Origin of the sequence: Pseudideonella sakaiensis (genome assembly GCF_048320135.1) — a bacterium.
Taxonomy (GTDB): domain Bacteria; phylum Pseudomonadota; class Gammaproteobacteria; order Burkholderiales; family Burkholderiaceae_C; genus Ideonella_A; species Ideonella_A sakaiensis_A.
In genome coordinates, this window is record NZ_CP182947.1 from 3,758,173 (window position 1) to 3,771,038 (window position 12,866).

The following is a 12,866-nucleotide window of genomic DNA, read 5'->3' on the forward strand; positions in this document are numbered from 1 at the left end:
CCTAGCGCGGCAAGGCGATGCGACCAGTGTCGGCATCGCGAGCAGCGCTCGCCGCTGGTGATGCGACCGTCAAGGAACTCAAACCAAGCGTGCCACGCTATCGCGATGCAGCAGGCATTGCCAGGGTTCGAGCTGCAGCGCGAGCAGGTGCACAACGGCCTTGCGCCGCTATTCCGCTATTCCGCTATTCCGAATCGTCGCGTCCGATCTGGAGCTGAGGCGGCAACGACGCGCTGCTGGTCCGGAACGGCAACGGCAACGGCATGATCGACACCGGTAGCGAGCTCTACGGCGCCGGCACCCGCGACGCCGAAGGCCGCCGCGTCGGCACGGCTACGCCGCGCTGAAGCTCTGGGCGACGTCAACTACGAAGGCAAGACCGACGCTAGCGAGCTGCGCAGGCTGATCGAGATAGGTGTCGTCGAGCTCAACCTAGGAACTGCGCGGCGACCGCGGCGCATTTCCGGCGATCGTCCGGGCGCCGGCGTGGCTCAATCGGTGCATGTCCGAACCTGCCGTTCACCTATACCAGATCGCGTATTCGCCGGCGACGCTGGCCGCCGTCGAGCCGGGCTACGCCGTGCTCGACAACCTGGCCAACCCGCGCCCCGACTGGTACGAGTACGAGCCGATGCGGCGCTTCCTGCTGCAGCGGCCGCTCGACGACAGCGCGTACTACGGCTTCTTCTCGCCGAAGTTCGGCGCCAAGACGCAGCTGACCGCGGCCCAGGTGCGCGCGACGGTGCTCGCCGCCGGCGCCGACGTCGTCCTGTTCTCTCCGCAACCCGACATGGGCGCGTTCTTCCTCAACGTCTTCGAGCAGGGCGAGACGTTCGACCCGGGCCTGATCGACGCCTACTCGGCGTTCCTCGACCACGTCGGCCGGCCGGCGCCGCTGCGCCAGCTGGTGATGGATTCGCGCCAGATCGTCTTCAGCAACTACTTCGTCGCTCGGCCGGCGTTCTGGCGAGAATGGCTCGCGTTGAACGAGGCGCTGTGGGCGGTCTGCGAAGGCCCGCCGACGCCGCTACAGCAGGCGCTGACCGCACCGACCAGCTATCCCGGCGCCGCCCAGCGCAAGGTCTTCCTGCAGGAACGCGCGGCCTCGCTGCTGCTGACCGTTCAGCCGCGGTGGCGGACCTACGCCGCCAACCCGTACACGATGGGCTGGTCGGCTTCGCGGCTGCGCGAGCACCCGGCCGAGGCGGTGATGAGCGACGCGCTGAAGGTTGCCTGGCGCGAGCAGCGCTTCCCGCAGTACATCGACGCGTTCTGCAGGCTGCGGGAGCGATTCGCCCGAGCCTAGGATCGGAACGCCGGCCGGGCCTGGTGCGCGCCGGGCCGGCTAGGACAGACCTCCCCAACAACTCTTCGACAAAGCACCGGACTGGAATTCGGCGTGGTCGAACGTCGACCTGGCGACGCAGACTCCGCTCGAGCGGGGCCTGTTCTCGCAACTGCTCGATGCGTCCGTTCCGACTGTCACCCGGGGTCGAAGAAGGCGCTGGGGGTCGGATGTTTTCCGGGCAAGTTCATCGAGTACGTCGCCGGCAAGGGCTACGTGGTCAGCGGCTTCGACACGTATCAACGGGTGGGCGAGATCGCCTCCTCGGTGTCGACGCGCGAGCACGCCGTCGGGTCGTTCCGTCAGACGATGTTCGAGCACTACGTCGACGAGGCGCAGGAGCGCTTCGACACCGTGCTGTCGCTGGGATTCATCGAGCACTTCAACGACTTCTGCGACGTGCTCTACGGCCATCTCCACCTGTGCACCGTCGGCGGCCGGATCGTCGTCGGGCGCCGAACTTCGCGTCGCCGATCCAGCGTGCGCTGCATCAGGTGCTCGACGGCGCAAACCTGGCTTCACATGTCCTCGAAGCCATGTACCCGCCGCTCTGGGTCGACACTGCGTCGAGCTGGCTGCCGAACTGTCCCGACGGGATCAGGCCCTGGCCAAGGGGTGCGTCGACTTCGTGTCGGGACTGTGCGGATGACCCGCCGCCACACCGGCAGCCGGAGCCGGCGCCGCGCTATCGCGTGTGGTCCACCATTCTGAAGTACGGGTTCTCGAAGATGTCGGCTGCGGTGGTCGTATAGCGGACGTCTTGCTTCTGCAGCAGCCACGGCAGGCTGAGCTGGTCCTGGACCGACCAGCGCGCACACTCGCCGTACCAGCCGCGCAGGAATTCCGGATGCTTGGTCAACAGAGCGCTGGAATAGCAGAAGACGCCGCAAGCGAAGAGGCGGTCGTCGACATAGGAACGGTCGGCGAGATACGAAGCCACCTGTTGCTGCATGGGCTCGTTCAGGTAGCGGCTGCGCAAGTAAGGATTGCTGCCGTCCATCTGCGCCACGCAGAAGTCGAGCTCGGCGGCGACCGAATCGCGGTGCGGGTGCCGAAAGAATACGATCTCGTGGGTGCCGAGCTCGTCCAGCATCCACTGGACGGCGCCCTCGTCGGCAAGGTAGATCGAGGAATCGAGCCACAGGTAGTAGTCGTATCCCGGGTCCATCTCGTGGCTCAGCATCTTCGGGATCTTGGCCTGCAGACGCGGATGCAGTGCGTTCGACCGCGGCGGCATGGTCTGGTCAGTGTGGTAGCGCAGGTCGATCGAAGTGCCGACCGGCACCCGTTGCGGCTCATGCCGCAGGCCCAGCGGATCGATGTTGCCCAGGTTCGCGCTCGACAGCAGGATCTTCACGACGTGACGGGCGGGCTCGGTGCCGCGTCCAGAAGCCTCACCGGCACCACCTGCCGGGGTCGCATGGCCAGAGGCAGCTCGTCGTCCGGAACGCCGCCGAAGTCCGCGCGCATGGTGCGCGCCTGCGTGCGCTCGGCCATCGTCGTCGGCACCTTGACCAACTTGACGCGCATGTAGTGCGCAGCGTCGATGCCGCACTCGGCCAGCCGGCCGTCCAGGTACGTCAGCTGCGCCATCCGGAAGCGGTGCTCGAACCAGCCCAGGTACCAGAACCACTCGCAGTAGTAGATCCACGAGTGCTCGTTGAGCGCGCGCACGTGGGTCGGGTCCTGCCACGCCGTCGGGGCGCGTTCGAATGGCACCTCGATTTGCATCTCGCCGCCTTCGCGCAGCAGCGCCAGGCAATTGGTCATCAGCTGCGGCAGGTCGCCGACATGCTCGAGAACGTTGTTGGCGTAAACGACATCCAGCCCGCCGGCGAGCAGCTCGACCGGGCCGGCCAGTTCGCTGTCGACGCGCAGCGGCCAGCGCTGCGCCTGGGCGAGATCGATTACGGCGTCGGGTTGCGCGCTGGACAGGATGTCGACGTTGAACCAACCGGGCTTGTAGTCCTTTCCGGACCCGATGTGCAGTCGCGTCGGCCGCCACGGCGCGGCGGCGGCCACCGCGGTGCGACGCGTGTGGTGGCCGGCCCCCAGCGCGAGCGCGTGCGCGAACGGCTCTAACACGTCGTGACGCGGAAACGCGGCGAGCCTGTCACGAGCCTCGTCGGCGAAGCCCGGTGCGCCGAAGCGGTGGGCGAAGAATTCGGCGATGCCGTCGGTCGCCACCCAGAAGACGCTGTCCTCGAACTGCGCTGGCGGCGCGGTCGACGCGGCGCGCTCGCTGACCACCGGCGTTCCCAGCGACAGGCAATGGAACACCCGCGCCTGCTCGAAGCGGGCGGTGTCGTAGTAGTGGCAATTGAAGACGACCTTCGACTGCGCAATGTAGGCGTCGCGCTCGGCGCTGAAAAGCAGGCTGGGCGGCGCCGCCACGATCCGGCCGGCGCCCTCGATCTGCGCGATCAGGCGACTCCGCCGCTCGTTGACGGCGCCGAAGAACAGGATGTCGATCGGCCGCCGCTCGATCGGCACCTCCACGGCTTGGCGAAGGTACGGGGCGTGGCCGAAACCGATCACCGGTACCGCCGCCGGCGTCGCGGTGTAGGTGGTGCAGTTGGCGACGTCGTAGTCGATCACCGCCGACGTCGACAGCAACCGCAGGTACGCCTCGTCGACCGGCTTGCCGCCGGCACCTAGTTGCTCGAGGTTGACGAACACGCAGCTGTTGCGTTCGCGCAGCGCCGGATCGAAGCCGAGGTGGGCGCCGAACACGACGTTAACCGCGTCGTGCCGCAGTCGGTTCTTCGCCAGCGTGACCTCCGCGCCGAGCCGGCGGAACTGCCAGCGGAAGAATCGCGCCTGATCGAGGAAGCCGAGCGGCGACGGATCGCCGCTCGGCTGCACGATGCACAGATGGACAGGGGGGGTCGGCATGGAAAGGGTCCTCGGGACGTGGATATCGCGCGCGCGCCGTCAGATCTCGTCGGCGAAGCGCAGCATTTCCGGCGGCATCTGCAGCCCCAGGCCGGTCATCATCGCGCTGCGATGCTCGGTCAGGTGCGCGGCCGGGAAGCGCGCGTAGATCGACAGGAAGTCGAGCCAGAACAGGCGTCGTCGCCGGGCCTGCATTGACGTCGTCGCATTGGCGGTCTTGTCGATGCTGACGACGTCGAACGCGACGTGGCGCAGGGGCAGCCGGGTCGCCTGCCGCAGCAGGAACTCCCAGTCCTCATGGCTGCGCAGTCGTTCGTCGAAGGTGCCGGCCACCGCGGCCCGGCGCAGCAGGTACGCGCCGACCGGGATCCGGTTGCAGACCAGCAGGTGGTCGAGCGTCAGGGCGGCGAGGTTGTGGACCGTGCGCCGCTCGGTGTCGAACGTGCTGTGGTTACCGAACACGATGCCTTCGTGGCCGGCGGCGCCGGCCAGCAACGCGTCGAGGCCGCCCGGGTTGAAGAAATCGTCGTCGTCGAGGAACGTGACGAAGGCGCCGCCCGCCAGCGCGAGGCCAATGTTGCGGCTGGCCGATAGGCCGCGCTGCTGCCCCGCCTTGCAGACATAGCGGGCGCCGAACCGGCGCGCGAGGTCGAAACCTGATCCGTCGGCGCAATCGTCGACAACGATCACCTCGCGGTCCGCGGCCACCGTCGACGTCGCGGCGGCGACGCTCGCGAGCGCGCGTTCCAGGGTCTGCGGCCTGCGATAGGTCGGCACGACGATCGACAGCATCTTCATTTGGGTCACGACCGCAGTGTCGGGCCGTTGGCGCCGGCGCGATCGCCGGAAATGCGGCGGCGGCGGCGGGCAGTTCGGCGGTCCGCGCGCGTCGCTCGCGATCAGCGCACTGGCAGCGCCGCGCTCAGCTCGAGCAGCACGTCCGGATCAATCGGCTTCTTCAAGTGGTGGTCGAAGCCCACCTCGTGCGCGCGAGCGGCATCGTCACCCATCGCCAGCGCCCGGAAACCGCGAAGGGCACGGTCTTCGTCACGCTCGAGGACGATACCGGCTCGATCAACGTGAACGTCTGGCCGGCGGTTGCCGCGGCGCAGCGCAAGTCGCTGCTGGCCGCAAGACTGCTGACGGTGCTCGGCCGCTGGCAGCGCGAAGGCGCCCACCTTGCTGCCGGCAAGCTGATCGACCACACCGAGCTGCTCGGCGGGCTGGTCAGCCGGAGTCGGGATTTCAGGTGAGATTCACTGACGCAGCACTGGCTCAGCCCGCGGACCGCTCGCGCATTGTGGTCGGCGCCCTACGCCTCGCTGACGCTACGCCGGGCGCCGTGGCCGGCAGGTCGCCAGGTGCCGCCGCCTCGCCCCGCTTCCCAAACCACTCCGCCAGCGTCGGCGCCAGCACCTTCTGTGCCTTGCCGCCGACGAAGGTGCCGATGTGGCCACCGGGCACGGCCACCTCGGTGTAGTCCTTGCTGCCGAAGTGTTCGCCGACGCCTTTCGTGCAGCAGACCGGCACGACGGTGTCTCCGGTCGCGTAGATGTTCAGCACCGGCATCGTGATGGCGTCGAGCCTTACCGTGCGGCCGCCGAGCTCGAGTTCGTTGCGGATCAGCTTGTTGCCCTGGTAGAGGTCCTTGAACCACTGCCGCAGCACTTCGCCGGGGTGATCGGGGCGGTCGGCGATCCAGCGTTCCATGCGCAAAAAGCTCAGCAGCTTGGCGTCGTCGTCGAGCACATCGATCAGGTCGATCGTGTATTTGGTCAGGTTGCTGATCGGGTTCATCAGCAGGAAGGCGAAGCCGACCATCGCGCCGGGCGCCGAGCCGTAGGCTTCGACGAGGTCGTCGATATCCTGCGGGCTCAGGCTTCGGCTCCATTGGTTCATGTAGCCGGAGCCGCTTTGCGGCTCTTTCTGGTCGCCGTGAAAATCGATCGGCGTGACGGTCAGCGCGAGGTTGCGCACCTTGTCCGGGAACAGCGCCGCATAACAGGTCGAGAAGACGCCGCCCTGGCAGACGCCGAGCAGGTTGATTTTCGGCTGGCCCGACAGGCGGCGAATCACATCGACGCAGCTGTCGATATAACCCGATACATAGTCGTCGATCGTCAGGAAGCGCTGCGCCCGGCCCGGCAGACCCCAGTCGATGAAGAAGACGTCGAAGCCGCTCGCGACCAACTTGCGCACCAGCGAGCGATCGGCCTCGAGGTCGATCATCTGGTAGCGGCCGACCAGCGCATAGGTGATCAGGATCGGCACGCCCTGCGGCTTCGCACCGGCTTCCGGCCTGCAGCGGAACAGCGTGACCATGTCCTCGCGCCAGACGACGTCGCGCGGCACCGTCGCGATCGCCAGATCGTCCTCGGAAATCTCGGCCAGCCGGCGGAAGCCGCGGTGCAGCTTGCCCTGGGCGTCGGCCAATTCCTTCGCGATCGTCGCAGGGGTGATCGCCAGCGCAGCGGCAGCACGGGCGACCAGCGCCGGGTCGATCGGTTTGCTGCTGCTGCTGGTCATTGTTCAGTTCCTTGTTGCCGACGCAATTGCCGCACCTCGCGCTTCAAGGCCTGGATCTCGCGAAAGGCTTCGTCGAGGTCGCTGCGGCTGGCCAGCGCGAGGCTGTCAGTGGTGTGCCGCGACAACTGTTGCAAGGCCTTGCGGTAGGCCAGCGATGCGCGGGTCAGTGCCGCCGTCGCGGCAAGACCGCGATCGGACTGCAGCGCCTCGTGTACCGCCTCCTCGGTACAGACCGCCCACAACTTCAGCAGTGCGAAGACGCTGTCGATGCGCTCGCCAGCCTCGGCCTTGCCGGCAAGCCGCTGCAACAGGCGCCCATAGCCGGCGGTCAGCGCCGAGTTGACGGCCAGTGCATACGTCGCACGCGCCTGCTCGTAGGCCGTTGCAGCCTCCAGCAGCCGCTGCCACTCGCGCTGCAAGCCACGCATCGAGCCGAGGCCGAATGCGTCGGCCAGTGCGCCGTAGGTGCGGTTGAACGATGTCTCGAGTTCGTCCTTCGTCGGCCAGCCGCCCCGGCGGCCCAACTCGCTCCAGGCTTTCGCGATCGATCCGATGCCCGACGCCTGCTGCGTATTGATCGCGTCGGCCCAGCGGGTCAGCAGATCCGCTGACGCCGGGCCATCCTGTGACGGAGCGGCCGCCTGCGCAAAGGCCGCCAGCGATTGCTGCATCATCTGCGCCGCCTTTTCGATCTGATCGACCGGAAACGGCAGCTTGCTGTTGCCGGTGATCGGCTCTTGCTGCCGGGCGCCGAGTGCGGCGCCGAACGGACTGATGAACTGCGGGATCAGCGACAGCCAGAATTCGTAAACTGCCTTTGCGCCGTGCGCCGGATCGTAGCCGTTCATAAGGTATTGACGAGTTGGCCGCCGTCGAGCACGAAGACCGATCCGGTGGCATATGAGCCGGCATCCGACGCCAGCAAAAGCAGCGCGCCGTCGAGCTCGGTGGGGCTGCCGACGCGCCGCTGCGGGATGCGCTTGACGAGCGCCTGGCCGGCGTCGCTGTCGAAAAATTCGCGGTTGATGCCGGTTTCGACATAACCCGGTGCCAGCGCATTGACGCGGACCTTGTGCCGCGCCAGTTCGAGCGCCATCGCCTTTGTCAGCTGGATCAACGCTGCCTTCGACGCAACATAACTCGGCACCTGCGCCGAGACACGCAGGCCGAGGATCGACGCGATGTTGACGATGCTGCCGCCGGTCTTGTTGCTGACCATGTGGCGGGCCGCTTCCTGCGCAACACGCCAGGCGCCGGTCAGGTTGACGCCGACGACCTGCTCCCAATCCTCTTCGGTGTGCTCGAGCAGCGGCTTCGTGACCGCGATGCCGGCGTTGTTGACGACGACGGTGACCGGGCCGAGCGCGCGTGCCGCGTCGTCGAAGGCGCTGACGACGCTGTCGCGGCGCGTGACGTCGAGCGCGAGCTCATGGGCCGTGCCGCCGGCGCTGCGGATGCGCGCGGCGACTTCTGCCAGCGAGTCGACCCTGCGCGCAACGAGGGCGACCTTGGCGCCGGCCTTTGCCAGCGTTTCGGCGAAGTGCGCGCCAAGGCCACCATTGGCGCCGGTCACCAGCGCAACCTGTCCTGCGAGGCTGAGGTTCATCAGGCAGATCCTTTCCCGGCCAGCGTGTCGCGCAGCACGCGGTGCAGGATCTTGCCGGTCGCGGTGCGCGGCATCTCGCTTTCATCGACGAAGGAAATCGACCGTGGCCGCTTGTAGCCGGCCATCTTGTCGCGGCACCAGTCGAGCACGTACTTCTCGGCCGCGGACTGGCCAGGGTGCATCACGATCACCGCGTGCACCGCCTCGCCCCACTTCTCGTGCGGCACGCCGACAACCGCGACATCCTTCACCCCAGGGTAGCGGCCGAGGATGTTTTCGAGCTCGCTCGGGTAGATGTTCTCGCCGCCGCTGATGATCATGTTGCTCTTGCGGTCGACGAGGTGGATATAGCCCTGCTCGTCGCGGCGCGCCATGTCGCCGACGCTGCAGTAGCCATCGTCGCGGATCGCCTCGCGGGTCTTCGCCGGGTCGTTCAGATAGCCGTCGAAGGTGTAGGGCGTGCACGAATAAAGCTCGCCGACCTCGCCGTCGGGCACTTCGTTGCCTTGCGGGTCGAGGATCTTCACCGGCCCGGACCCGGTCCATTCGCGGCCAACCGAGCCGAGGTGGTCGATCTGCTCGTCGGGCCGCAGCAGCGTCACCCAGCCGGCCTCGCTCGAGCCGTACAACTCGTAGAGCTGGGAATTCTTGAAATGGTCGAGGATCGCGAGTTTGGTGTCCTTGCGCGCCGGCGCCGAGCTGATCATCAGCTTGCGGACACGGCTGACGTCGTATTTGCCCTTCACCTCCGGCGGCAGCCCGAGCGCCATGATGTAGTGGGTCGGCACCAGCGACGTGAATGTGATCCGCTGTGTTGCCATCGTTGAAAGCAGCGCCTCCGGGTCGAAACTCTTGCGGTCGTCGACGACGACGGTTGCGCCGATGTAGCTGAAGGTCGATGCAAAATTCAGCGAGTTGGCATGGCACATCGGCATCACCAGCAGCGCGGTGTCGTCACGCGTCAGTCCCATGTCGAGCGCGGTGACCAGCGCGATCAGCGCCATGCCCTCGTGGTTGCGGATCGCGCCCTTCGGCTTGCCCGTCGTCCCGGACGTATACATCAGTGCCCAGGGGTCGAGCGGCCCGACCGGGAGCTGTGGCTCGCTGGCTTCGCCACCCTCGACCAGCGCCTCGTAGGCAGTCCAATGCGTTGGCGTGTTGTCGCCGATGTGGATCCAGGCCTTGTCGGCAATCGACAGCCGGCCGCGCAGCGGCTCGACCTGCGGGGCCAGCTCGTCCTGCGCGACGATGGCCTTGGCGTGGCAGTGCTCGGCGATGTACTGGATCTCGGGTGTCAGCAGCCGGAAATTGATCGGCACTGCAACCAGGCCGGCCTTTGCGAGCGCGATGTACAGCTCCATCCACTCGACCCGGTTGTATGCCAGCAACGCGACACGATCGCCTTTTTCGAGGCCGAGGTCGAGCAGCGCATTGGCGAGCTTGCAGGACCGGCGATTCCACTCGCTGAACGTCATCGCGCGCTGCGAGTCGCGCGTGCCGATCTTGTCGGGCATCAGCCGGGCGTGTGCGGCGACGATTTCGCCGAGGTTCAGGACCGGCCTCACCGCTGCCTCCGCGGCATTGCCGAGAAGCGCCGGCCAGTACCGGGAGGTTGCGCCGCGGCGACGGAACCGCCCAGCCCACTGTGATCCACTGCGTTCATTCGTACCTCACTTCCGGCCGGGGCGGGCACGGCCCGAGTCGTGACCCATCGGCGGTCGCCAGCACCAACTCTTGCAACGTGATTTATATACTTCGGCGGCGTTGACGGCACCTTGGTAATGACCCGGTGCCTGCGCCAGCCCCGACTGTCGGCTCCCGTCTGCTTCGAATCACGACACCCATGAAACACGTCCACGCCAACGGCCTCGACTTTGCCTATCTGGAGCAGGGCAGCGGCCCGCTGGTGCTGATGCTGCACGGCTTTCCGGACAGCGCGCACACCTGGAGCCACCAGATGCCGGCGCTGGCCGACGCCGGATACCGGGTGGTGGCACCGTTCCTGCGCGGCTACCACCCGACCGCGATACCGGCCGGCGGCTATTACGACAAGAAGACACTGGTCACTGATGTCGTCGAACTGATCCGCGTGCTCGGCGGTGGCGAGCCGGCGCACCTGGTCGCCCAGGATTGGGGCGCGATCATTTCGTATGCGGTGCTGGCGGCCTTTCCGGAACAGGTCCGCCGGGCGGTGCTGATGGCCGTGCCGCATCCTGCCGAAGTGGCCAAAAGCATGCTGATCCCGAAGCATGTGCACCGCTCGTTCCACTGGTGGTTTTTCCAGCTCCCTGATCTGCCGGAGCGCGCGCTGCTCGACAACGACGGTGCCTTCATCGACTACCTGTGGAGCTACTGGACCAGCCCTGGCCATGATGACGCCGCCCATATCGCCGACGTGAAGGCAATGCTCGCGCGCCCCGGTGTGCTGACCGCCACGCTCGGCTACTACCGTGCGATGCTCGACCCGCACAAGGCCGACCCGGCGTTGGCCCATCTGACCCCGCTGATCGAGCGGCCGATCACCGTGCCGACGATGGCGCTGTGCGGCGCCGACGATCTGCGCGCCGAACTGATGCACGATCAGGGCCGACATTTCGCCGGCGAGTACAGGTACGAAGAAGTTGCTGGTGCCGGCCATTTTCTGCAGCGCGAAAAGCCGGCCGAGGTGACGCGGCTGGTGCTGGAGTGGCTGCAAAAGTAGAAAGCTGCTCCCCGTGGCTCTCGCGCATGGCCAGAAATTGATCACGGCACAAGCTGCTGCCAACGGCCCTTAGCGGCCGTTGTTTTTGCGCGGGGCTGACTTTTGTAGGAGGGGCTTCAGCCCCGATTCGGGATCTTGGCTGCGCGCATGCCCTTCAAACCGCATGCCAAGACCGAGCGGCGCGGCAGGCGGCGCCCGGTCGTGGCTCATGATGCGGCGGTCCTCGCTGGCGCTCGGACTGCGCTGCGATGCTCGGTCCAGGGTCGCGCGGCGGAACTCGCTACGTTCGCTGCGCTCACTGCGCTCGGACAACCGCCGCGAGCATGTTTGTTGATGCTCGCTGCGCTCGCCTACCCTGAACCTCCGCTTCTCGCCGCCGCATAAATCGCCCCGCCCGGGAACCGCCTGCCGCGCTGCAACGATGATGCGCTTCGTCGAATGTTTCGGTGGGTGCGCAAAGGCGTGGGCGGGTGGCTGCTGGCGCGCATATGCGCAGCCGAGAAGCGCAGGGCTTGTGGCCCGCGAGCGCAGCGAGCATCAACAACTGGCTTGTCGCGGACTGTTTGAGCGCAACGAGCGAAGCGAGTGCAGCGAGTTTCCGCGACGGGCCACAAGACCGAGCATCGCAGGGGACCCGAGCGCCCGGCGCGAGGGCAAGCATCTAAGCGCAAGCGGCCGCCCGCCCGCGCCTTTGCTCTCGCCTCTGTGCGAGCCGATTCGCAGTCGTGCAAAAGCCCGAATCGGGGCTGAAGCCCCTCCCACAAAGTCAGCCCAGCCAGCGAAATCAACGGCCGCTCCGGGCCGATATCAGTCACCCACTCGATACAGGCGGACAGTCGGCTCGGTCCGCCGGATTCACACCGCCACTGGCGCCTTGATTGCCGGATGGTGCTGGTAGCCGACCACCTCGAAATCCTCGTATTCGTAATCGAAGATCGATGTTGGCCGGCGCTTGATCTGCAGCGTCGGGTAGGGGTAGGGCTCGCGAGACAACTGCAGCGCGATCTGCTCGCGGTGGTTGTCGTAGATGTGGCAGTCGCCGCCGGTCCAGATGAAGTCGCCGACGTCGAGGTCGCATTGCTGCGCGAGCATGTGCGTCAGCAGCGCATAACTCGCGATGTTGAACGGCACGCCGAGGAAGATATCGGCGCTGCGCTGGTAGAGCTGGCAGCTCAGCTTGCCGCGGCCGCCGGGCTCGGTGGCCGGTGCGACATAGAACTGGAAAAACGCGTGGCACGGCATCAGCGCCATCTTCGGCAGGTCGGCGACGTTCCAGGCGCTGACGATGATGCGGCGCGAATCGGGGTTGGTCTTCAACGTCTTCACGACCTCGGCGATCTGGTCGATGTGGCCGCCGTCGGGTGTCGGCCAGCTGCGCCACTGCACGCCGTAGACCGGGCCGAGGTCGCCATCGGGCGCGGCCCATTCGTTCCAGATCGTCACGCCGCGCTCCTGCAGCCAGCGCGCATTGCCGTCGCCGCGCAGAAACCACAGCAGTTCGAGGATGATCGACTTCAGGTGCACCTTCTTCGTCGTCACCAGCGGAAAACCGGTCGACAGGTCGAAGCGCATCTGGTGGCCGAAGACGCTGGTCGTTCCGGTACCGGTGCGGTCGCCTTTCGCGACGCCGTGATTCAGCACGTGGCGTGCAAATTGTTCGTATTGATCGGATCGGCCGTCGTGGCTGGAGCTGCTGCCATCGGCGGCGTCGGATCCGGTCGGTTCCGCGAGGGAGGCGGTCGTCATCAGTAAAAAAGGGGCAGTCGAAACTGCCCCTATTGTCTCAGCCTGAT

12 protein-coding genes are annotated in these 12,866 nt (G+C 66.7%); 4 read left to right on the forward strand and 8 right to left on the reverse strand.

Going from position 1 to position 12,866, the window contains the following annotated elements:
* Window positions 1-502: 502 nt before the first annotated feature.
* Together ACNH6H_RS17140 and ACNH6H_RS17145 are read left to right on the forward strand one after the other, a co-directional pair.
* Complete coding sequence (locus tag ACNH6H_RS17140; protein WP_418319361.1) at window positions 503-1,306, forward strand: hypothetical protein; 804 nt, start codon at window positions 503-505, stop codon at window positions 1,304-1,306.
* Between the two features lie 93 nt (window positions 1,307-1,399).
* Window positions 1,400-2,056 carry a class I SAM-dependent methyltransferase gene (locus tag ACNH6H_RS17145; protein ID WP_418319363.1) on the forward strand — a complete coding sequence of 219 codons (657 nt, stop codon included), beginning with the start codon at window positions 1,400-1,402 and terminating at the stop codon, window positions 2,054-2,056.
* Here the strand turns inward: ACNH6H_RS17145 and ACNH6H_RS17150 are convergent.
* From ACNH6H_RS17150 to ACNH6H_RS17160, 3 genes are all read right to left on the reverse strand, one after another.
* The gene (locus ACNH6H_RS17150) at window positions 2,031-2,702 is read right to left on the reverse strand and encodes a glycosyltransferase domain-containing protein (protein ID WP_418319364.1); all 672 of its coding nucleotides are present in this window, start codon (window positions 2,700-2,702) and stop codon (window positions 2,031-2,033) included. The two genes, ACNH6H_RS17145 and ACNH6H_RS17150, sit on opposite strands and share 26 nt — an antisense overlap.
* Complete coding sequence (locus tag ACNH6H_RS17155; protein ID WP_418319366.1) at window positions 2,699-4,210, reverse strand: hypothetical protein; 1,512 nt, start codon at window positions 4,208-4,210, stop codon at window positions 2,699-2,701. The genes ACNH6H_RS17150 and ACNH6H_RS17155 overlap by 4 nt, the downstream gene beginning before the upstream one ends.
* Window positions 4,211-4,279: 69 nt before the next feature.
* Window positions 4,280-5,038, reverse strand: coding sequence for a glycosyltransferase family 2 protein (locus tag ACNH6H_RS17160; RefSeq protein WP_418319367.1), 759 nt, complete (start codon window positions 5,036-5,038; stop codon window positions 4,280-4,282).
* Window positions 5,039-5,205: 167 nt separating this feature from the next.
* Between ACNH6H_RS17160 and ACNH6H_RS17165 the strand changes: the two genes are divergently transcribed.
* Window positions 5,206-5,493 (forward strand): OB-fold nucleic acid binding domain-containing protein, encoded by a 288-nt coding sequence (locus ACNH6H_RS17165; RefSeq protein ID WP_418319369.1) that lies wholly within the window; start codon window positions 5,206-5,208, stop codon window positions 5,491-5,493.
* 22 nt (window positions 5,494-5,515) lie between these two features.
* On the opposite strand, the gene phaC is transcribed toward ACNH6H_RS17165, so the two are convergent.
* The 4 genes from phaC to ACNH6H_RS17185 are packed head-to-tail and all read right to left on the reverse strand — an operon-like array spanning window position 5,516 to window position 9,937.
* Window positions 5,516-6,766 (reverse strand): class III poly(R)-hydroxyalkanoic acid synthase subunit PhaC, encoded by a 1,251-nt coding sequence (gene phaC, locus ACNH6H_RS17170; protein WP_418319370.1) that lies wholly within the window; start codon window positions 6,764-6,766, stop codon window positions 5,516-5,518.
* Window positions 6,763-7,614 carry a poly(R)-hydroxyalkanoic acid synthase subunit PhaE gene (locus ACNH6H_RS17175; RefSeq protein ID WP_418319372.1) on the reverse strand — a complete coding sequence of 284 codons (852 nt, stop codon included), beginning with the start codon at window positions 7,612-7,614 and terminating at the stop codon, window positions 6,763-6,765. The genes phaC and ACNH6H_RS17175 overlap by 4 nt, the downstream gene beginning before the upstream one ends.
* The gene (locus tag ACNH6H_RS17180) at window positions 7,611-8,372 is read right to left on the reverse strand and encodes an SDR family NAD(P)-dependent oxidoreductase (RefSeq protein WP_418319373.1); all 762 of its coding nucleotides are present in this window, start codon (window positions 8,370-8,372) and stop codon (window positions 7,611-7,613) included. Before ACNH6H_RS17180 ends, ACNH6H_RS17175 begins: the two co-directional genes overlap by 4 nt.
* Window positions 8,372-9,937 (reverse strand): class I adenylate-forming enzyme family protein, encoded by a 1,566-nt coding sequence (locus ACNH6H_RS17185; protein WP_418319375.1) that lies wholly within the window; start codon window positions 9,935-9,937, stop codon window positions 8,372-8,374. The genes ACNH6H_RS17180 and ACNH6H_RS17185 overlap by 1 nt, the downstream gene beginning before the upstream one ends.
* 278 nt (window positions 9,938-10,215) lie before the next feature.
* On the opposite strand from ACNH6H_RS17185, the gene ACNH6H_RS17190 reads away from it, so the two are divergent.
* Window positions 10,216-11,073, forward strand: coding sequence for an alpha/beta fold hydrolase (locus ACNH6H_RS17190; RefSeq protein WP_418319376.1), 858 nt, complete (start codon window positions 10,216-10,218; stop codon window positions 11,071-11,073).
* An 855-nt stretch (window positions 11,074-11,928) separates the two neighbouring features.
* Here ACNH6H_RS17190 and ACNH6H_RS17195 read toward each other — a convergent pair.
* Window positions 11,929-12,819, reverse strand: coding sequence for a thymidylate synthase (locus ACNH6H_RS17195; RefSeq protein WP_418319378.1), 891 nt, complete (start codon window positions 12,817-12,819; stop codon window positions 11,929-11,931).
* Between the last annotated feature and the right edge of the window lie 47 nt (window positions 12,820-12,866).